This is a genomic window from Nocardiopsis sp. NPDC006938 (assembly GCF_042869555.1).
Taxonomy (GTDB): Bacteria; Actinomycetota; Actinomycetes; order Streptosporangiales; family Streptosporangiaceae; genus Nocardiopsis.
On the sequence record NZ_JBIAGA010000023.1, the window covers coordinates 21,314 to 40,536 of the forward strand.

Below are 19,223 nucleotides of genomic sequence, written 5' to 3' on the forward strand. Positions count from 1 at the left end.
GAGGCACGATGGGGCAGGACCTGCACACACTGACGGGCGCCTACGCGTTCAACGCCCTCTCCCCCGGTGAGAGCGTCCGGTTCGAGGACCACCTGGCCGACTGTGACTCCTGTGTCCAGGAGGTCCGGGGCTTCACCGAGACCTCGGCACTGCTCGCCTCGGCCGCCGCCCGGACCCCGCCGGACGGGCTCCGGGACCGGGTGCTGGAGGAGGTCGCCCGTACCCGGCAGCTGGCTCCCGCGCCCGAGCGCCTCCCCGAACCCCGGCGCCGTGCCTGGCCGTGGGTGCTGGGCCTGGCACTGGCCGCGTGTGTGGCCGCCGTCATCGCGTTGGGCGCGGTCGTGCTCGAACAGGGCCGCCAGGTGGACCAGCTGCGGGCCAACGAACAGCGGATCGCGGCGGTGATCTCGGCTCCGGACGCGGTCTCCACCAGCGCCGAACCGATGGAGGGGGTGAGCGTCTCCGTGGTGCATTCGGAGACCCTGGGCGACCTGGTGTTCAGCGCGCACGGTCTTGAGGACCTGCGCGACGCGGACTACCAGCTCTGGCTGACCAGGGGGGACGGCAGCGTGTACTCGGCGGGTGTGCTCTCCGTGGACGGCGCAGGGTTCGTGCTGCCGATCCTGGCGACCCCGGACGAGGGCACCGAGGGAGTCGCGGTGACGGTGGAGCCCGAGGGCGGCTCGGAGCAGCCCACCTCGGAGCCGGTGATGGCGATGCCGGTCACCGGCTGATCCCCGAAGGCCGGGCCCGGGCCCGTGCGGGGCCGCGCCGTCTGTCGGCGCGGCCCCGATTCGGGCTCCGGCGGGGTACCGGGTCGGGTCCCGGCGCGGGTACCGGCAGGGCACCAGGCGCCCCGGAGCGGGCCCCGCGCACCGGGGTCAGCGCTCCGCGATCTCCTCGGGGCGGGGCAGGTGGCGCATGGTGGGTCCCAGGGTGAACAGGGCGGCCAGCGCCGACACCACCGCCATCATCAGGAACACGAGCGTGGGCCCGGCCAGGTCGAACAGCAGCCCGACCGCGACGATCCCGACCGGCTGGGAGAGCAGAGACATGAAGGTCACCGCCCCCAGCGCCCGGCCCTGGTAGCGGTCGGGGACCGACGTGGCGACGTAGCTGTAGAACACCGCGTTCACACACGGCACGGCGGCGAACACCAGCCCCATGATCAACCCGAGGCTCAACACGCCTGGCGCCACCAGGAGGGCGAGCGCGCACACCGGCGCCGACCACGCGGTGAAGAAGAGGATCGCGCTGGGTCGCACCACGCGCACGACCACCCCTGACGCCAGCGCGCCGACCAGCCCGCCCGTGCCCGCGAGCGAGACGGTGAGCCCGACCACGACGTGGGAGGCGCCCCGTTCGTCGGCGGTCGCGATCAGCGCCAGGAACGCCCCCGTCTGCGTGAACGCGAGATTGAAGCAGACGATCCACGCGAGCATCGGCCGCAGGATCGGGTGCCGGGACAGCAGCGCGAACCCCAGCACCGCACCGCGCGGACCCATCCGCTCGCCCCGGACCCGGTGGGCCTGCATGGGGCGTCGGACACGCAGCACCAGCACCATCGACACCAGGTAGAGGGCGGCCTCGGTCAGGAACGGGAAGGCGCGCCCCAGACCGAAGAGGAAGCCGGCCACGGGCGCGCCGAGCGCGGTCGTGGTGAAGAAGCGAATCTGGTTCTGCGCCGCCGCGCCAGCCATCTGCGACGACGGCACCAACTGTTTGGTCGCGGCCATGGCGACCGGGTTCGAGACTCCCATCAACGCCGAGCTCACCACCGCCACACCGATCACCATCGGCACCGTGACGTGGCCGCTCATGAGGGTCGCCGCGAAGGAGACGAGCAGGATCAGGCGGCCGAGGTCGCAGACCAGCAGCACGGCGCGGCGGTTGACCCGGTCCGCGAGGGAGCCGCCGACGACCGCCGCCACCATGGTGGTGGCCACCTGGGCCGCGCCGACCAGCCCCGCTCCGGCGGCGGAACCGGCGAGCGTCAGCATGAGCAGGGGGTAGGCGACCTCACCGCTCTCCTTGCCCAGTCCGGCGAGGAAGCGGCTCGACCAGAGGACCTGGAAGTCCTGGTTACGCAGGAGGGAGGCGGCTCCGACCCGGCTCCGGCGCGCCCGTCGCGTAGGGGCGGCGGCCCCCGGCGGGGGGCGCGAGTCCGGTGCGGGGTCCGGTACCGGGGGAGGCCCCGGGGGCGGGAGGAGGGCCCGCCGATCGATCGTCATGGTGTCCGACCACCCGTCGTGATGCCCGGTGCTCCCGGGAGTGCCCCGAGGCCCGGCTCCGAGGGTTGCCCCCAAGCGCCCCCGTCGCGGTCTCGCGCGGGTCGTGGGCGTCAGGAGGGGTGGGCGGGGATCACGAAGGAGGGTCTTTCGGGGGTGGGGTTGCTCAGACCGACATTATGCGCCCGTTGTGGCATTGGCGACCCCTAGTCCACACGAAAGGCGCATATCCGACCCATTGGCCACTATCGGCCGCCCCCTTCACGAACCGACGACGGGAAGGTCGGACGACCGGACCGGGCGGCGCCGCTGGGCGGCCGCCTCGATCGTCCACGGGGTGCGCTCGACGTAGGCCACGACCAGGGCCACCGCCAACGAACCGCCCGCGATCACCGCGTACGAGAGGGTCCACCCGCCGGTCAGCTCGTAGAACAGGCCGAACAGCAGCGGGCCGCCCAGGGCGATGCCGCTGCCCGCCCCCTGCACGAACCCGGAGAGGGCGGCGGCTCCCTGCGGAGTGGAGCTGCGGGCGTTGATCATGGTCATGGTGACCACGAACAGACTGGTGCCCAGGCCGAGGAAGAGCACCCACAGCACGGCGTACGCGGGGGCCACGGCTACACCCAGGTAACCGACGCCGTAGCCGAACAGCCCGAGCGCGACGATCGGGAAGGTGTTGGCCGCGCGCAGGGTGACGATCGGCGCGACCAGGCCGAACAGCAGGCTGACGCCGACCATCAGGGAGACCAGACTCCCGGCGAGAGCGGGGCTGTGGCCCGCGTCGTCGAGCAGGGCGGGAAGCCAGGTGAACAGCGTGAAGACGTTCCAGGTGACCATCCCGAACAGCAGCGCCATCCGCCAGGCCATGCCCACGCGCCAGATCGGCCGGGCCAGTCCGGGGCCCGCGGAGGACACGGCGGCGTTCGGCTCGCCACCGGGCCGCCGCCACTGGACGACCCACAGGAGCGCGGCGACCAGGGCCAGGAAGGACCACGCCCCCAGCGCCACACGCCAACCGGCGACCTCCGCCAGGGGGATCGCGACCAGGGGCGGGAAGAGGGCGCCCAGGTGGATGGCGACCATCTGCACGGTGCTCAGCGCGGCGAGCCGGTCCGGGAAGTACTGCTTGATCAGCGGCGGCAGGACGACGTTGCCCAGTGCGGCGCCGGTGAGAGCGATCCCGGTGAGCAGGAGCAGGGCCACGGTGTCGGGAGCGAAGGCGCGCATGACCTGGCCCGCTCCGGCGAGCAGCATGCTCAGGGCGGCCGTGGCCTCGGGGCCCAGACGGCGCATGATGGCCGGGGTGACCAGGCCGAACACGGCGAAGGCCACCAGCGGCAGGGTGCCGAAGACACCCACGACGGTGGCGGTGAACCCGAACTCCTCGCCGACGGTGGTCAGCAGAGGCGAGAGGGAGGTGACCACGAGGCGCAGGTTGAGCGCCGCGCAGACGATGGCGAGCAGGGCCAGGACACGGCCCCGGGCCCTGGGGCGTACCGACGGTCGGTCGGCGACGGCCACGGCGGAGGAAGGTCTCACGGTGACGGACGTCCCTTGTGTTGCGGTGGTGCGGCGTTGCGGTGGTGCGGCGTTGCACCGGTGCTGGGCCGACCGGCGGGCGACACTGCCGTCCGGGAAGGATCACTCCCCGGCGAGCCAAATACGACCTTTTCGCTCAGATGTTACGCATGCTCCGGAGTCAAATACAAACACCCGTATTAAGTACGGGTAAACTCTGGTTATGGCTGATCTCGACGAACTAGATACGGCGATCCTGGCCGAACTCCAGTCAGACGCACGAAAGACCAACCGCGACGTGGCCGCGGCGGTGGGCGCGTCGCCCACCACGACCCTGGATCGCACCCGCGCGCTGCGAGAAAGGGGTGTGATTCGCGGCTCACTGCTGGACGTCGACCTCGAACTCATCGGCCGCCCCGTCCAGGCGCTCATCACCGTGAGCGTCGTGAAGCCCTCGCGCCACAACATCGAGGCCTTCCGCGACTGGGTCCGCGCCCTGCCCGACACCCTGTCGGTCTTCGTCACCTCAGGCAACGAGGACTTCCTGGTGCACGTGGCCCTGCCGGACAACAACAGCCTCTACGCCTTCGTGGTGGACAAGCTGACCGAACGCCCGGAGGTGGCCGACGTGCGGGCGTCGATCGTCTACGAGCACCTGCGCAACAACCGGATCGCGCCCGCCAACGCCCGGGACCGCCACCACCCCTGATCACACGCCCTACCGGGAGACCAGGTCCACGCGGGCGGACGACGGGGGGCCACGGCGGGGGCGGTCGGGGGCGGCGCAGGGGCCGACGGCTAGCCTTGCGGGGTCCCCGACCCCTTCTGCGAGACATCCAATGACCACACCTATCGTCGTCGCGGTGCTGGTGGCGGCGCTCCTGCACGCGGCGTGGAACGCGATCGCGCACGCGATCACCGACCGCCTGCTCGGCTTCGCGCTGATCGGCCTGGGCGGGATGTTCGCGACCCTCCCGCTGCTGTTCGTGGTCGGGATGCCTCCGCCCGAGGCCTGGCCGGTCCTCCTGGGCTCCCTGGCCACCCATCTGGTCTACCTGACCCTGTTGATGGTGTCCTACCGGACCGGTGACTTCGGGCAGGTCTACCCCCTGGCCCGGGGCACCGCGCCCTGGGTGGTGGCCCTCATCGGCGCGGTCCTGCTCGGCGAGGCGCTCCCCCTCCGGGAACTCGTCGGCGTCCTGGTCATCTCGGCCGGGCTGATGATCCTGGTGTTCGCGGGCGGGCTGCCCCGGCGCCACCACGCGCCCGCGCTGCTGGCCGCCTTCGCGACCGGGCTCGCGATCGCCTCCTACACCGTGGTGGACGCCTACGGCGTGCGCCTCACGGAGAACCCGCTCGGCTACATCGCCTGGATCATGATGCTCCAGGGCCCGGTGTTCTTCCTGGTGGCGCTGGCCACCCGGCGGGGAAGACTGGCCGACCAGCTGAAGCCGATCTGGAAGGTCGGCCTGATCGGCGGCGCGGTGAGCGCGGGCGCCTACGGCCTGGTCCTGTGGGCCCAGCTGTCCGGGGCGGTCGCCGGGATCGCAGCCCTGCGCGAGACCAGCATCGTCTTCGCGGCACTGATCGGCCTGGTGTTCTTCAAGGAACGGGTGGGGCCCGTCCGGATCGCCGCCTCCGCCGTGGTCGTGACCGGCGTCCTCCTGCTCACCCTGTGACCCCGGCGGGGGCGCCGCACCGGACGCGGCCGGAGTACCTCCGGGCGCCCGCGCTCCGGTGACGGGCACCGGGCTCCCCCACCCCGGCGCGGGCTCCGCGTGAGTACTTCTACTCAGTAACCGCGCCCGCCCGGGCGCGGTCCCAACGGGTATGAAGAACCAGCGACCCACCTCCCCGCCGCTGCTCCTCCTCGCGACGCTCGGCGCGGGACTGTTCCTGACCGGCTGCGGCCTGCTGCCCGGCGGCCCCGACGATCCGCGCGACCCCGGCGTCTCCCCGGTGTCCGCCTCCCCCTCCGACGACCGTCCCTCCGCGTCGCCCGACGACCGCGCCCCCGGGGGCCCGCCCTCACCCGACGCCGCGTCCTCCCCCTCGGGAACGGCCCCCGACTGGGCGGCCCCCTCGTTCGCCACGGGCTGGGAGATCCAGTACCGCGCCGACATGAACCTGCACCAGGCCACCCAGGACGGCACCGGATGCGACGTCGTGTTCAGCCAGACCACCGGCACCGACCAGGCCCGCAGGGACGGATTCGAGCCCGGCGGGACCCTCGACGCCCTGGTGGAGAACGTGGCCGAGCGGGCGGGGAGCACGCCGGTCGACGTCCCCGCCGACCCCTACCGGATCGTCGCCGACTCGGGCCGGACCCACGAGTTCGAGACCCGGCAGGTCACCTTCGACACGCCCGACGAGCACCGCACGGCCCGCATGGGCGTGCTGTGGGTGGACGACGCCGAACTGGTGGTCAGCGCGTCGTGCCCTACGGAGGCGTGGGACGAACAGCAGTTCCCGATCGCCGTGCTCGTGGGCGCGGCGTCGATCAGCGGCGCCTGACCCCGCCCCGGCCCCGAGCGCGGCCCGGATCGGTCGTAGGCTGACGGATGTGACTGGAATCTCATCCGCCCCCGAGGGCGGGGAGGACACCGGGGTCCGCCGGATCTGGGGCGCGCTCGGACTCCCCGGCCTCGTGGACGTGCACACGCACTTCATGCCCCCCAACGTGCTGCGCAAGGTGTGGGCCTACTTCGACGCCCTCGGCGAGGGGGTCTGGCCGATCAACCCCCGCTACCGCGTCGACCAGACCGAGCGGGTCGCCCTCCTCCGAGGGTTCGGGGTCCGGGCCCACACCGCGCTGTCCTACCCGCACCGACCGGACATGGCCACCTGGCTGAACGCCTGGTCGGCCGACTACGCCGACCGGCACCCCGACGCCCTGCGCAGCGCCACCTTCCACCCCGAGCCCGGGGCGGGCGACTACGTGGCCGAGGCGATCGGCTCCGGTGCCCGCGTCTTCAAGGCCCACCTCCAGGTCGGCGGCTACGATCCCCGCGACCCGCTGCTGTCGGAGGTGTGGGGCGCCCTCGCCGACTCGGGAACACCCGTGGTGGTGCACTGCGGCTCCGGGCCCGAACCCGGGAACTTCACCGGCCCCGGCCCCTTCGAGGAGGTGCTGCGCGAGCACCCGTGCCTGACCGCCGTCATCGCTCACGCCGGCGCGCCCGAGTACACGGCCTTCCTCGATCTGGCCGAACGGTACGACCGCGTCCACCTGGACACCACCATGGCGTTCACCCCCTTCACCGAGCGGCGCTCTCCCTTCCCCCGCGCCGAACTGCCCCGCCTGCGCGCGCTCGGCCACCGCGTGCTCCTGGGCTCCGACTTCCCGAACATCCCCTACCGCTACCTCGACCAGCTCCGGGCCCTGACCGGCCTGGACCTGGGCGACGACTGGCTGCGCGGGGTCCTGCACGACAACGCCGCCGCGCTGTTCGGCCTCCGTGCCCGCCCAGACGACCCCGCACCGGCGCCCGACACCGGGCGGCACCACACAGAGAGGGAACGATGGAACTCGCCCTGACACCCCTGGAGTTCGCCCGCCGGACCCGCAGGCTGCACCCCCACCGCGAGGCGGTGGTCGACCGCGGCCACCGGTTCACCTACGAACAGTTCCTCGACCGCTGCGACCGCTGGTCGTCCGCGCTCCGGTCCATGGGGGTCGGGAAGGGCGACCGGGTCGCCTACATCGCGCCCAACACCCACGCCCAGCTGGAGTCGTTCTACGCGGTCCCGCAGCTGGGCGCGGTCCTGGTCCCGGTCAACTTCCGGCTCACCGCGGACGACTTCGTGTACATCGTCAACCACTCCGGCGCCCGGGTGCTGTGCGTGCACGCCGACCAGCTCGACGCCGTCGACGGCGTCCGCGACCGCATGCCCGGGGTGGAGAGGTTCGTCGCCCTGGAGGGCGCCCGCGACGGCTGGGAGGACTACGAGTCCCTGCTCGCGGCCTCCTCCGCCGACTTCGACCGCCCGGAGATCGCGGAATCGGACTTGCTCACCATCAATTACACGTCAGGAACGACCGCGCGCCCCAAGGGGGTGATGATCACCCACCGGAACGCGTACCTGAACTCGGTGGGGACGCTGCTGCACCTGCGGATCGGCCTCGGCGAGCGGTACCTGTGGACCCTCCCGATGTTCCATGCCAACGGCTGGACCTACACCTGGACGGTCACGGCGGCAGGGGGCACCCACGTGTGCCTGCCCGCCATGGACCCGGCACGGGTGTTCGAGCTGATCCGGGCGGAGGAGGTCACCTGGCTGTGCGCCGCTCCCACCGTGCTCATCATGCTCTCCAACACTCCCGAGGCGGTGCGCGGCTCCGTCCCGCCCGGAGTGCACGTGGTCACCGCCGGGGCCTCCCCGGCCGCCGAGACCATCGAACGGCTGGAGGAGGACTTCGGCTGGACCGTCACCCACGTCTACGGCCTGACGGAGACCACACCCTTCATCACGGTGTGCGAACCCCGGCCCGAGCACCGGGACCTGGGCGTGCGCGAACGGGGCGCGCTCAAGGCCCGCCAGGGGGTCGAGCTCATCACCTCCGGAGAACTGCGGGTGGTGGACGCGGACGGCGCCGAGGTGCCCTGGGACGGCAGGACCGTCGGGCAGATCACCGTGCGCGGCAACGTGGTGATGAAGGGCTACTACAACGACCCCGAGGCCACCGAACTGGCCATGGGCGACGGCTGGTTCCGCACCGGCGACGCCGCCGTCACCCACCCGGACGGCTACGTGGAGATCCAGGACCGGATCAAGGACGTCATCATCTCGGGCGGCGAGAACATCTCGTCCGTCGAGGTGGAGGGGGTGCTGCTGCGGCACCCGGCCGTACTGGAGGCGGCGATCGTGGGGGTCCCGCACGAGCGCTGGGGGGAGACCCCGCGCGCGTCCGTGGTGCTGCGTGAGGGTGCCACCGCCACCGAAGCGGAGATCATCGCCTTCGCCCGCGAACACCTCGCGCACTTCAAGGCCCCCACCCAGGTGGAGTTCGTGGAGCGGTTGCCCAAGACCGCCACCGGCAAGATCCAGAAGTTCGTCCTGCGCGGCGGTGCCTCGGCCGTCTCACGCCAGTAGGGCGGCGGCCCCGCCCGACGCCGACTCGGGCGGGGCCGCGGAGCGCGGGCACGTGTGCCGGGTGTCGACGCGCTCGTCGGCGAGCGCCCGGGCCGGTCGCCGACGCCCGTACCGGGCCTACCCGGGGTTCGGGGTGAGCAGCACGAACAGGGCTCCGGCCGGGTCGACGGCCACCGCCAGCCGCCCCACCCCCGGGACGTCGTCCGGCCCCATGTTGATCTCGCCCCCGGCCCCGCGAATCCGGTCGACGGTCGCGTCGCAGTCGACGACGTGGAAGACGGGATGCCAGTCGGCGCCCCCTCGGGTCCGGGCCAGGTCCGCGGCGCCGACGCCCATGATCCCGCCGAAGGCCCGGTCGTCACCCAGGCCCGCCGGGCGGGCCACGCCGTACACGCCCGCGGAACCCGGCAGTTCGAAGTCCGCGAACTCCCAGCCGAACAGGCCGCCGTAGAACTCCCTCGCGCCCTCGGCCGAGGGGGTCCACAGCTCCGTCCACACGAGGGTGTTCGGATCGTCGGTGCGTTCCATGCCCGGCAGGGTCCCGGCCTCCCAGAGCGCGACCGCCCCGCCCTGCGGGTCGCCCACGTGTGCCATCCTGCCCAGGCCCATGACGTCCATGGGCTCCACGTACGGCGTCGCGCCCAGTTCCCGGGCCCGCCGGAACGTCGCGTCCAGGTCGGGGGTGTTGTAGTAGATCGTCCAGGTGATGGGCTGGTCGTCGGTCATCCTCGGACCGAGCCCGCCGATCATCGAACCCTCGTACCGGATCAGCATGTAGCCGCCGGTGTCCGGACCGGCCGACTCCGCGGTCCAGCCGAACACCCGGCCGTAGAAGTCGAGCGCGTGGTCCACGTCGGCGGCGGTCAGCTCGACCCAACAGGGTGAACCGATCACGTAGTCGGTGGTGAGCATGGTGCCTCCCGTCTTGGCTCCACACGAGTGTGCTCCAGGGCGTCGCCATGCCGGGGATGAGCGGGGCAAAGTCTTGACAACGACCGAACCGACCCGGGAGGACCCGACATGACCGCACGCCTGCACCACGTGGGACCGGTGATCGTCGACGTCGTGATGACCGTCGACCGGCTGCCCGAGCAGGGCGGCGGCGCCTTCGCCGACACCGCGCGCACGGTCGCGGGGGGCGGCTTCAACGTGATCGCCGCGGCCCGCCGCGCGGGCATGGAGGTCGTGTACGGAGGTGCGCACGGCACGGGGCCGCACGGCGACCTGGTGCGGTCCGCGCTGCGCGACGCGGGCGTGGTGGTCGCGCACCCGCCCCGGCCCCGCGACACCGGGTTCTGTGTGGCCCTGGTGGACGCCTCCGCGGAGCGTACGTTCGTCACTCACCTGGGAGCCGAGACCGACCTGCCGCTGGCCGACCTGCGCACCCTGCGGCCGGTGGCGGGCGACTTCGTCTACACCGTGGGGTACTCGCTGCTGCCCGGGGAGCGCGCCGACGAACTCGTCACCTGGATCGGTGCGCTTGCCTCGGGGGTGCGGCTGGTCGTGGACCCGGCGCCGGTGGTGGGCGCGATCCCGCCCGCGACGCTCGACGCGGTGCTCTCCCGCACGGACGTGCTCAGTCTGAGCGCCGTCGAGGCGGCCGAGGTCACCGGGGTCACGGACCCGTCGGTCTCGGTGTCACTGCTGGCCGGGCGGGTGGCCCCCGGTGGTGTGGTGGTGCTGCGCGACTCCGCCGAGGGGTGCCTGGTGGTGTGCGGGGGCGACGCGCCCCGGCGGGTCCCGGGATTCCGGGTGGACGCGGTGGACACCAACGGCGCGGGCGACGCGCACGTCGGGGTGTTCACCGCCGCCCTGGCCGAGGGCCGACCGCCACTGGAGGCCGCCCGCCGGGCCAACGCGGCCGCCGCCCTCGCCGTCACCCGGCGCGGTCCCGCCACCTCCCCCACGGCGGAGGAACTGGAGCGGTTTCTGGCGACCCGGGTGTGAGCGCCAGACGTGGACGAACAGTCGGCCAGGGTACTTGCAGCGATCCACCTGCCGACGAATCGCCAACCTTACGCCATGCGTACAACTTCTTGTACAATAGAGTCAAGTTCGTGTGCGAGGAAGGACTGAGACATGAAGACCGTGACCTACTCCGAGTCCCGTGCCAACTACGCCGCCACCCTCGACTCCGTGATCGATGACCGGGAGGAGGTCGTCATCACCAGGGCGGGACGGGAGCCCGTGGTGATGATGGCGCTGTCGGAGTACGAGACCCTCAAAGAGACGGCCTATCTCCTGCGCAGTCCCGAGAACGCCCGTCGTCTGGTGACCGCGATCGAGGAACTGGAGTCGGGCCGTGGGATCGAGCGGGAGTTGAGCGAGTGAGGCTCGTCTGGGCGGAGAGCGCTTGGGAGGACTACGTCTGGTGGCAAAGCCAGGACCGGAAGATCCTCAAGCGCATCAACGCACTGATCAAGGACATCGCCCGTAACGGCAATGAGGGCATCGGAAAACCGGAGCCGCTGCGACACGGTTTCCAGGGCTACTGGTCGCGCCGCATCACCGATGAGCACCGGCTCGTGTACAAGCTGGTCGAGGATGAGACCCTCATCGCCGCCTGTAGGTACCACTACGGGAAGTGACCTCGACAACCGTCCGCCCCACGGACACCGCTAGGGCGTGTTTTGTGGATCATTCCGCGCTCGCGTGGCCAGGCTGCCTCTCGCTGCGCCGATGGAGCTCGGACAGCCAAACCCGGGCTGACCGTCGCTCATCGTCTTGCGAGAGATGGCCTGGCGGCCGCTCGCGGTGCTGGCGGCTCCGCCGCCAGTAGGCGAAAGCATCCACAAAACACACCCTAGTGGCGAAAATGGATGAACAGGCGGCCACGATACTCGCGAAGCCGCACTTCGCGACCTCGGAGGCGCTCAGGCCTGGCCAGGGAGGGCGACATGGACGCGGTGGGGACCGTTGTAGTGGTGCCCCTCGCCTACAGGGAGGAAGCCCAGTCGGGCGGCCAGGCGCAGGCTGGGCGCGTTGTCGATGTGGATGAGCGCCCAGACCGAGTGCAGGCCGAGAGAGTCAAGGCCATGGCGGAGCAGCGTGCCAGCCGCTTCCGTGGCCAGACCTCGCCCTCCGTGGCGGACAGCCAGGTACCAGCCGATCTCCGGCAGCCCGCCGGGCAGTTCCCCCGAGGGGCGCAGATGGGCGAGGCCGACCAGGTCGCCGTCGAGCAGCACGGCCCAGTGCCCCAGTGCCGGTGGCCCGTCGTAGGCCAGCCGATTGTCGACCATCCGGCGAGCCAGGGGCGGATCGGAGAGATCCGCCCCCAACAGGGAGCTCATGGCCGGGTCGGCGAACAGGTCCACCACGGCATCGGCATGCCGTTCCGCGAGGGGTTCCAGGACCAGCCGGTCGCTGAACAGGCACTTCTGCCGCTCACCCATCGGACCTCCGGAAGTCAGTGCTTGAAGTGGACGAACAGTCGGCCGAAGTTCTTCGAGTCCTTCTCCACCCGGTGGTAGCGGGCCTTGACGTCCTTGCGGTCCAGGAAGCGCAGCACCCGCTTCTTCAACTGTCCGGACCCCTTGCCCGGGATGATCTCGACGGTCTTGGCCCGCTTGCGTTCGGCCTCGTCCATGATGGCGTTCAGCGCCTGGTCGATGCTGGTGCCCCGGTTGTAGATGTCGTGCAGATCGAGTTTGAGTCGCACTCCCGCCCCTTCTCCGATGGCCCGGATGATACGCGCACGGACCACGCCAGGCCCAGCGCGGTGAGCGCCGCCAGCGCCCCGGCGGCCGTGAGGGTGAGGGTGTCGGGCGCGACCACCGACTGCCCCCTCAGGGCCTGCCAGACGGTCAGCGCCGTGAGCCCGGTGTAGGCGGCGCCCACCACCAGCGACACGCGCAGGCGCACGTCGTCGTCACGCAGCCGGGGGAACCGGACGCCGAGGGCGACCAGCGCCAACGCGAGCAGAATCATCACCTGGAGGCCGTGCATGCCGACGAAGTGGCCGACCCTGAGGTCGCCGCCGACGGTGCTCCAGCCGAGCACGGGCAGCCCCGGGCCGCCGTCGGGCAGACCCACCGTGTGCGCCCCGATCACGTCCATGGGCCCTTCGAGCTGGGCGGGGGTGGGGCTGGTCATGAGGGGGCCCACGGCCATGCCGAGGAGGGCGATGCCCATGCCCACACGCAGTGCCCAGGTGGTGGAGCGCTCCCGGACCCGCTGGAGCATGAGCACCACCGCGAGCGCGAACGACGCCACCCACAGGGTCGCGATCATCCCGCCCATGACCGCGTAGATCGCGGAGTCGAGGGGGGTCGCGTTGTTGAAGTGGCTCATCCGTCCGCGTGCGGCCTGGGTGACGAGCAGGGCCATCTCCCCCGCCGTCGTGGCGGCGACCACGGTGCCCAACCACCAGGCGGTCCGGCGGCCGCGTGTGAGCAGCGTGAGCATCCAGGCGAGGGTGGCGTTGTAGACGATGATCGACACGGCGAACTTGGCGGGTTTCAGCCAGATCGGGTCGTTGTTGACGAGCCGGTCGTCCAGGACGAGGCCGACGGCGCTGACGGCGAGGAGGGCGACGCACAGGTACACGACCAGCATGAGCGGCCGATGGAGGGGAGCAGGCACAGAGGATTCCCTGAATAGATAGTTCCACTATCCGCTATAGACACTCCTACTATCCATAAAGGGGAGCGTGGGCGCAAGGGCGCCTGCGCACGAAGGGACGGCATGCGCATCTCGGAACTGAGCCAGCGCTCGGGGGTACCCGTACCGAGCATCAAGTTCTACCTGCGGGAGGGGCTCCTGCCCCGGGGCGAGCTCACCAGCCCCAACCAGGCCCGTTACGACGAGGACCACCTGAACCGGCTCCGCCTGGTCAGCGCCCTCACCGGGGTCGGCGGCCTCTCGGTGGCCGCCGCGCGGGACGTGCTCGCCGTGATCGACGCCGAGGAACCCAACCTCGACGACCTCATGGGGGTCACCCTCAAGGCCGTCCACCCCATCACCACGGAGAACGAGCCCACCGACGCCGAGTTCGCGGAGGTGGACTCCCTCGCCGAACGGCACGGCTGGTACGTCCACCCGGACTCGCCGTTGCGAGAGGAGGTGGCCCAGGTGGTCGCCGCCCTCCACCGGGCCGGGCTCGACACCGGCGCGGGGTGGGTCGACGGCTACGCGCGCGCCGCCGACGACGTCGCCAGGCAGGACCACGAGGTCCTGACCGGACTCGACGGCCTGGACGAGGTCCTCAGGACCGTGGTGGTCGGCACCGTCCTGGGCGAGCGGCTCCTCGCCGCGCTGCGGCGCATGGCCCAGGCCAGCGAGGCCCACCGCCGCTACGGAGTGTGAGGTCGGGCAGCGGGTCGCCTGGCAGCGCGAGGACCCGCCCACCTCCGCCCCGGCCCCCGCGCCGCCCGCCTCGCTCCCGCCGCACAGGGCCCGTCCACCCCGCCAAGCGCCCGCACCCCCTCACCGCCCGACACCGGCACCGCGGCCACCGGCACCCGGCACCCGGCACCCGGCCACCGACACCCGGCACCCCGATCACCGGCACCCCCACTCCGAGGGATGGTCGCCCAGGCGCAGCTCCACCCACACGGTCATGACCCCCCGGGGTTCACGCGCCGTGTGCTGCCACTGCGTGCTGACCTCGCCCAGCAGGGCCACCACCCCGGCGGACAACACGGGCTTCCAGGCCTCGTCGGCGGAGATCGGCGGCCGGTAGTCCACGGACGTCGTCGCGTGCCGACCCATGCGCACGAGGCTCAGCCGCCAGGGGTCCCCGCCGGAGTCACGGATCTCCTGGGCCATCACCGCCATGAGCCAGATCATCCCCTCGCCGCCGGGACCCAGTTCCTCGGCCAGGAAGCGGCGCACCTGACGCACCAGGTTCACACCGGGCACCAGTGTCCGCACGACCACACTCAAGCAACACCCCCCAATTGAGCCACTCAGACATCATGACACGCGAGCTTGATGCTTACACAAGAATCATAGAATTGGCAGCACCCACCTGCAAAAACGTCGGAGTCTATTGAAGACGGACAGAATCTATGCTTATCTAAGCATCGTCATCAGCAGACACCTGGGAAGGGAGAGACATGCAGGTGAAGCAGATCCGAGGGTGCGAAAACGGAGGGTGCCCGAAGGTGTTCGCCACCGACCGGGGGACATTCCTCGTGCAAGGCGCTACGGTTGTCTCCATGCCCACTCCGGAGCACGAAACGGTCATCGAGGTCCCCGTGGAGATCATCCAGGGCCTGTGACCCACCGGTGCCCGAGGGAGGGGCGGGGCTCGTCTGGCGGCTACGCCCAGGACGGAGACGAGCCCCCACCGGGACGCGTAGGGAGAACAGGCAGAACTCGTGAGTGAGTACCGGAGGAAACGCCAAGGGCAATTCGGTCAGGAACTGAGGAACCTACGCGGATCGATGAGTCTGAGCGGCCGCGAGGCGGCGGAACTGGCCGGCACCGACCAATCCACCATCTCGCGCGTCGAGAACGGACACATCCGCCCCTCACACGAACTCCTCGCGCGACTCCTCGACACCTATCAGGCCTCCCCTGCCGCCAAGAAACGCCTCGCCGCCGAACTCACCGAACTCGACATCGGCGTCAGCAGTTGGAAGTGGCTCGAAGAACAGCAACAACTGCCGCGCCAGACCTACATCCGCAACCGGGAACGCGAGGCCCTGAAACGACGGGGCTTCCACATGGAGGTTCTCCCCGGCCTGCTCCAGACCCCCGCGTACGCCGCCGAGGTGCTGCGCGACAGCCCCACCATCGCACCGGAACAGGTCCCCGAAGGGGTCGCCCTGCGCACCGAGCGGCAGAAGGTCCTGTTCGAGGAGGGCCGGACCTTCGGCTTCGTCATCACCGAGTACGCGCTCCGCCGCCCCTTCGGCACCCCCGACCTCATGCGGACCCAGTACGAGCGCCTCCTCCACCTCGCCTCGGACCCCAGGATCAGCGTCACCGTCATCCCGATGTGGGCGCGCTACCCGGTCACCCCCAGCGGCTTCACGATCTTCGACGACTCCTACGTCTACATCGGCACCATCACCAAACCGTTGGAGATCGTCGAGGGCACGCAGGTCCAGGACTACGTGCAGCTGTACGCGACCCTGGAGGAGGCGGCGCTCACCGAGGAGGAGTCCCTGCGCATGGTCAAGGACCTGATCGAGAGGGGCCGCCGGACGCCGGAGGACGACGACCGGGGCGACGCCGCTCCCGGGGCCGCCCCCCTGCGGCACGGGCACCGGGGCGGCACGGGCACCGCGGGCCCCTGAGCCCGCGCCGCGCCTTCCGGCCACCCGCCCCTACAGGCGCAGCGCGAAGCACATCCGGTGGTCGCCCGGACCGTCGTAGTCGTCGAACGGCCCGGTCACGGTGAAGCCCAGGGACCGGTGGAAGGCGATCGAGCGTTCGTTCGTCACCGACGTGACCGCCCGCACCAGGGAACGCCCGTCCTCGCGGGCCGCCTCCGTGAACAGGCGGTACAGCTCGCGGCCCAGGCCCGACCTCCGGTGCTCCGGGGCCACCCCGGCGAAGTGCACGTACGCCTGGTCGCGGTGCGCCGGGCTGGCGAACCCCACGAGGAAGCCCGCGATCCCCCCGTCGTCCTCCGCCACCAGGGACGTGGTGGGGAAGTGGTCGAGGAACAGGCGCGGCAGGATGTGGGCCACAGGTCTGCCCCACCAGTCGTCGCACACGGCGACGATGCGCCCGTGGTCGTCGGGTACCGCGTTGCGCACCTCGACCCCGCCGGGGCCGCGACCCCTCCACACACCGCTCCACGCGTTCGTCACCCGAAGACCTCCCGAAGGGTCGGCGTACCCCGGGATCGCGATCCGACACCGCGAACAGCACCCGACCCGAACCGCCGGGGCCCAGGGGACGTCCCGCGCGGAAAACCCCTTGGAGGCCGTCCGGGAGTTCGGGGATCATCGGGGCGTGAACACGAAGGAACTCCAGCGCGCGTCCAGGTTCCTGGCCCTGGTCCTGCGCCACGCCCCCGACCGGGCCGGGATCGCCCTCGACCCCCAGGGCTGGGCCGACGTCGGCGACCTGCTCGCGGGCTGCCGCCGCGCCGGGCACCGCCTCACCCCCGAGGACCTCCGGAGCATCGTCGAGACCAACGAGAAACGGCGCTTCGCCCTCAGCCCGGACGGTGCGCGCGTGCGCGCCCAGCAGGGGCACTCGGTGGAGGTGGATCTCGAGCTGGAGGCGGTGGACCCGCCGGGGCTCCTCTTCCACGGGACCGTCGGGCGGTTCCTGCCCGCGATCCGCCGTGAGGGCCTGCGCCCGATGAACCGCCACCACGTGCACCTGTCGGTGGACCGGGGCACCGCACGCGCCGTCGGCGCGCGCCGGGGCGCACCGGTGGTGCTCACCGTCGACGCGGCCCGCATGCACGCCGACGGCCACCCGTTCGGCGTCAGCGGGAACGGCGTGTGGCTGACCGGGTCCGTACCCCCCGGCTACCTGCTGGACTAGGGCGTGTTCCGCGGATCATTCCGGGCTCGCGACCACCAGGCTGCCTCTCGCTGCGCCGACTTCGCTCGGACAGCCAAACCCGGGCTGACCTTCGCTCCTCGTCTTGCGAGAGATTGCCTGGAGGCCGCTCGCGTCGATCGGCGCAAGCGCCGAACCAACCGAAAGCATCCACGGAACACGCCCTAGCTAGCCGGGCCTGACCGCGGAGAAGATCGCCGTCCCGGGGATCATCCGCCCGCGCACCGGCCCCCAGCCGCCCCACACCTGGTCGTTCCCGTCCGGCCACTCCGGCTCGATCACGTCCCGGACCTCCAGCCCGGCCGCCACGATGCCCCGCAGCCAGTCGCCCATGGTGTGGTGGTGCTCGACGTAGACCGCCCGCCCCTCGTCGTCCTCCTCCACGTAGGCGCGGCGGTCGAAGTACGACTGCCTGACGGTCATGCCGTGTTCGGTGGGGTCGTCGGGGAAGCACCACCGGATCGGGTGGGTCACCGAGAACACGAACCGCCCGCCGGGCCTGAGCACCCGGCCCGCCTCGGCCAGCGCGGTCTCGGCGGCGGGCACGAACGGGAACGCCCCGAAGGACGAGAACACCACGTCGAAGGAGCCCGTCACGAACGGCAGCCGCTGGGCGTCGGCCTGGACCACGGGCAGCCGGTGGCCGGTCTCCTCGTCGATCCGCCGGGAGTGCTGGAGCTGCCGCAGGGCGAGGTCGAACCCCACGACCTCGCGCACACCCTGGGAGCGCAGCCACCGGCCGCACTGGCCCGCGCCGCAACCGATCTCCAGGACGCGCCCGCCCTCCAGGTCGCCGAGCAGCCGCACGTCGGCCTCGTCCACGCCCTCGGGCGACCAGACGAACCCCACGTCGCGGAGGAAGTCGCCGTGTTCGGCCTGGTAGGCGTCGGCGGCACCGTCCCACCACAGCCGTCCGGCCCGGGCGCTCTCCTCACCCGCCACGGCGCGCCGCTCCACCCAGCCGGGCGCCGGGTAGTCACTCTGATCGTCCACGTCGCTCCTCGGGCCGCTGCGCGGGCTCAGGTCCGGGTCGCCTGGCGGCTCTCCGCGGACTCGTCGGCGCCGCCGGGCCCCTCGGGGGCGGCGGCGGTCGTGTCACCAGTGTCCCCGGTCTCCGGTTTCGCCGGGGCCTCGCGCGCCTCGCGGAGCTCCCGGCGGATCAGGACGATCCACCCCACCACCGCGACGACGGCGAACACCCACCACTGGAACGCGTAGGAGGCGCTCATGCCGGTGTTCTCCTCGCGCAGGGCGACGCGTTCGGGGGCCTCCTCGGGCACGGGGTCCTGGGCGGTGAGTTCCACGTACCCGCCGTACAGGGGGTAGGGCAAGTCCTCGGCCAAGCGGTCCACGTCCACGATCATGATCTGCCCCTCGGGCAGGCCGCCACGCTCCCGCAGACCGGTGTTCTCCTCGGTCTCACCGAACTGGAGCCGGCCGGTCACGTGGACCTCCCCCTCGGTGGCGGGGGGCGCCTCGGGGGTGTCCTGGGCGGTCTCGCCGCGCTCGATCCACCCCCGGTTGACCAGCAGGGCCGTCCCGTCCTCGGTGACCAGCGGGGTGAGCACGTGGAAGCCCACCCCCTGGGAGCCGTCCCGGTGGCGGATCAGGAGCTCGTTCTCCTGGTCCCAGGTGCCGGTGGCCTCGACCGTGCGCCAGCGGTCGGCGCGGGCGACGTCCCCGCCCACAGAGGTGAGCTCCTTCACGGCCACGGGCTCGGCGGCGACGTTGTCGCGCTGGAGGTTGACCGCGGCGCTGCGGAGTTCGGCCCGGTCCAGCTGCCAGAACCCCAGCCAGACGAACGCGGGCACGAGGACCACGACCAGCGCGTGGAAGGCCACCATGCGTGAGGAGAACAGGACTTTGAGCACGTCTTCGAGGTTATGAGACGTTCCCGGCCGCCCCGCACCGACC

Annotated in this window: 23 protein-coding genes; 13 read left to right on the forward strand and 10 right to left on the reverse strand. The window is 71.6% G+C overall.

Features of this window, described 5'->3' with window-relative positions:
• The first annotated feature begins 8 nt into the window (after nucleotides 1-8).
• Nucleotides 9-734, forward strand: coding sequence for an anti-sigma factor domain-containing protein (locus ACFYL4_RS24990; RefSeq protein ID WP_387521593.1), 726 nt, complete (start codon nucleotides 9-11; stop codon nucleotides 732-734).
• Nucleotides 735-881: 147 nt separating this feature from the next.
• On the opposite strand, the gene ACFYL4_RS24995 is transcribed toward ACFYL4_RS24990, so the two are convergent.
• Nucleotides 882-2,231: an MFS transporter gene (locus tag ACFYL4_RS24995; RefSeq protein ID WP_387521538.1), complete on the reverse strand. Its 1,350-nt coding sequence runs from the start codon at nucleotides 2,229-2,231 to the stop codon at nucleotides 882-884.
• 258 nt (nucleotides 2,232-2,489) lie between these two features.
• Nucleotides 2,490-3,767, reverse strand: coding sequence for a CynX/NimT family MFS transporter (locus ACFYL4_RS25000; protein ID WP_387521540.1), 1,278 nt, complete (start codon nucleotides 3,765-3,767; stop codon nucleotides 2,490-2,492).
• A 202-nt stretch (nucleotides 3,768-3,969) separates the two neighbouring features.
• Here ACFYL4_RS25000 and ACFYL4_RS25005 point away from each other — a divergent pair, with 202 nt between their 5' ends.
• The 5 genes from ACFYL4_RS25005 (at nucleotide 3,970) to ACFYL4_RS25025 (ending at nucleotide 8,840) form a co-directional block, all read left to right on the forward strand.
• A complete protein-coding gene (locus ACFYL4_RS25005) occupies nucleotides 3,970-4,455 on the forward strand; it encodes an Lrp/AsnC family transcriptional regulator (protein ID WP_357769316.1) in 486 nt (161 codons plus the stop codon).
• 130 nt (nucleotides 4,456-4,585) lie between these two features.
• Nucleotides 4,586-5,425 (forward strand): DMT family transporter, encoded by an 840-nt coding sequence (locus ACFYL4_RS25010; RefSeq protein ID WP_387521542.1) that lies wholly within the window; start codon nucleotides 4,586-4,588, stop codon nucleotides 5,423-5,425.
• Nucleotides 5,426-5,576: 151 nt separating this feature from the next.
• Nucleotides 5,577-6,260 (forward strand): hypothetical protein, encoded by a 684-nt coding sequence (locus ACFYL4_RS25015; protein ID WP_387521544.1) that lies wholly within the window; start codon nucleotides 5,577-5,579, stop codon nucleotides 6,258-6,260.
• 49 nt (nucleotides 6,261-6,309) lie between these two features.
• Entirely contained in the window at nucleotides 6,310-7,284 is a 975-nt protein-coding gene (locus tag ACFYL4_RS25020; protein WP_387521546.1) for an amidohydrolase family protein, read from the forward strand.
• Nucleotides 7,269-8,840, forward strand: a complete 1,572-nt coding sequence (locus ACFYL4_RS25025; RefSeq protein WP_387521548.1) for a long-chain-fatty-acid--CoA ligase — start codon at nucleotides 7,269-7,271, stop codon at nucleotides 8,838-8,840. Before ACFYL4_RS25020 ends, ACFYL4_RS25025 begins: the two co-directional genes overlap by 16 nt.
• Nucleotides 8,841-8,957: 117 nt before the next feature.
• Here ACFYL4_RS25025 and ACFYL4_RS25030 read toward each other — a convergent pair whose 3' ends face one another.
• Nucleotides 8,958-9,752, reverse strand: a complete 795-nt coding sequence (locus ACFYL4_RS25030) for a VOC family protein (RefSeq protein WP_357769308.1) — start codon at nucleotides 9,750-9,752, stop codon at nucleotides 8,958-8,960.
• Nucleotides 9,753-9,860: 108 nt separating this feature from the next.
• On the opposite strand from ACFYL4_RS25030, the gene ACFYL4_RS25035 reads away from it, so the two are divergent.
• The 3 genes from ACFYL4_RS25035 to ACFYL4_RS25045 all read left to right on the forward strand — a co-directional run bounded on the left by ACFYL4_RS25035 (nucleotide 9,861) and on the right by ACFYL4_RS25045 (nucleotide 11,428).
• Complete coding sequence (locus ACFYL4_RS25035) at nucleotides 9,861-10,787, forward strand: PfkB family carbohydrate kinase (RefSeq protein WP_387521551.1); 927 nt, start codon at nucleotides 9,861-9,863, stop codon at nucleotides 10,785-10,787.
• A gap of 132 nt (nucleotides 10,788-10,919) precedes the next feature.
• Nucleotides 10,920-11,171 carry a type II toxin-antitoxin system prevent-host-death family antitoxin gene (locus ACFYL4_RS25040; RefSeq protein WP_357769305.1) on the forward strand — a complete coding sequence of 84 codons (252 nt, stop codon included), beginning with the start codon at nucleotides 10,920-10,922 and terminating at the stop codon, nucleotides 11,169-11,171.
• Entirely contained in the window at nucleotides 11,168-11,428 is a 261-nt protein-coding gene (locus ACFYL4_RS25045; protein WP_387521553.1) for a Txe/YoeB family addiction module toxin, read from the forward strand. Before ACFYL4_RS25040 ends, ACFYL4_RS25045 begins: the two co-directional genes overlap by 4 nt.
• A 285-nt stretch (nucleotides 11,429-11,713) precedes the next feature.
• On the opposite strand, the gene ACFYL4_RS25050 is transcribed toward ACFYL4_RS25045, so the two are convergent.
• The 3 genes from ACFYL4_RS25050 to ACFYL4_RS25060 are packed head-to-tail and all read right to left on the reverse strand — an operon-like array spanning nucleotide 11,714 to nucleotide 13,421.
• Complete coding sequence (locus ACFYL4_RS25050; RefSeq protein ID WP_357769301.1) at nucleotides 11,714-12,232, reverse strand: GNAT family N-acetyltransferase; 519 nt, start codon at nucleotides 12,230-12,232, stop codon at nucleotides 11,714-11,716.
• 14 nt (nucleotides 12,233-12,246) lie between these two features.
• Nucleotides 12,247-12,498, reverse strand: coding sequence for a Smr/MutS family protein (locus ACFYL4_RS25055; protein ID WP_357769299.1), 252 nt, complete (start codon nucleotides 12,496-12,498; stop codon nucleotides 12,247-12,249).
• Nucleotides 12,435-13,421, reverse strand: coding sequence for a hypothetical protein (locus tag ACFYL4_RS25060; protein WP_387521556.1), 987 nt, complete (start codon nucleotides 13,419-13,421; stop codon nucleotides 12,435-12,437). Before ACFYL4_RS25060 ends, ACFYL4_RS25055 begins: the two co-directional genes overlap by 64 nt.
• 102 nt (nucleotides 13,422-13,523) lie before the next feature.
• Here ACFYL4_RS25060 and ACFYL4_RS25065 point away from each other — a divergent pair, with 102 nt between their 5' ends.
• Nucleotides 13,524-14,144: a MerR family transcriptional regulator gene (locus ACFYL4_RS25065; RefSeq protein ID WP_387521558.1), complete on the forward strand. Its 621-nt coding sequence runs from the start codon at nucleotides 13,524-13,526 to the stop codon at nucleotides 14,142-14,144.
• 195 nt (nucleotides 14,145-14,339) lie between these two features.
• Here the strand turns inward: ACFYL4_RS25065 and ACFYL4_RS25070 are convergent, their stop codons facing one another.
• A complete protein-coding gene (locus tag ACFYL4_RS25070) occupies nucleotides 14,340-14,711 on the reverse strand; it encodes a hypothetical protein (RefSeq protein ID WP_387521560.1) in 372 nt (123 codons plus the stop codon).
• A 191-nt stretch (nucleotides 14,712-14,902) separates the two neighbouring features.
• On the opposite strand from ACFYL4_RS25070, the gene ACFYL4_RS25075 reads away from it, so the two are divergent.
• Both ACFYL4_RS25075 and ACFYL4_RS25080 read left to right on the forward strand, forming a co-directional pair.
• On the forward strand, nucleotides 14,903-15,061 hold the full coding sequence (locus ACFYL4_RS25075; protein WP_387521596.1) for a hypothetical protein: 159 nt from the start codon (nucleotides 14,903-14,905) through the stop codon (nucleotides 15,059-15,061).
• A 99-nt stretch (nucleotides 15,062-15,160) separates the two neighbouring features.
• Nucleotides 15,161-16,084 carry a helix-turn-helix domain-containing protein gene (locus tag ACFYL4_RS25080; RefSeq protein WP_387521562.1) on the forward strand — a complete coding sequence of 308 codons (924 nt, stop codon included), beginning with the start codon at nucleotides 15,161-15,163 and terminating at the stop codon, nucleotides 16,082-16,084.
• A gap of 30 nt (nucleotides 16,085-16,114) precedes the next feature.
• Here ACFYL4_RS25080 and ACFYL4_RS25085 read toward each other — a convergent pair whose 3' ends face one another.
• Nucleotides 16,115-16,603, reverse strand: coding sequence for a GNAT family N-acetyltransferase (locus ACFYL4_RS25085; protein WP_387521563.1), 489 nt, complete (start codon nucleotides 16,601-16,603; stop codon nucleotides 16,115-16,117).
• A gap of 145 nt (nucleotides 16,604-16,748) precedes the next feature.
• Here ACFYL4_RS25085 and ACFYL4_RS25090 point away from each other — a divergent pair, with 145 nt between their 5' ends.
• On the forward strand, nucleotides 16,749-17,291 hold the full coding sequence (locus ACFYL4_RS25090) for an RNA 2'-phosphotransferase (protein WP_387521565.1): 543 nt from the start codon (nucleotides 16,749-16,751) through the stop codon (nucleotides 17,289-17,291).
• A gap of 186 nt (nucleotides 17,292-17,477) precedes the next feature.
• Here ACFYL4_RS25090 and ACFYL4_RS25095 read toward each other — a convergent pair whose 3' ends face one another.
• Nucleotides 17,478-18,302, reverse strand: a complete 825-nt coding sequence (locus tag ACFYL4_RS25095) for a class I SAM-dependent methyltransferase (RefSeq protein ID WP_387521567.1) — start codon at nucleotides 18,300-18,302, stop codon at nucleotides 17,478-17,480.
• Between the two features lie 26 nt (nucleotides 18,303-18,328).
• Nucleotides 18,329-19,180: an SURF1 family protein gene (locus ACFYL4_RS25100; RefSeq protein ID WP_387521569.1), complete on the reverse strand. Its 852-nt coding sequence runs from the start codon at nucleotides 19,178-19,180 to the stop codon at nucleotides 18,329-18,331.
• Nucleotides 19,181-19,223: the final 43 nt, after the last annotated feature.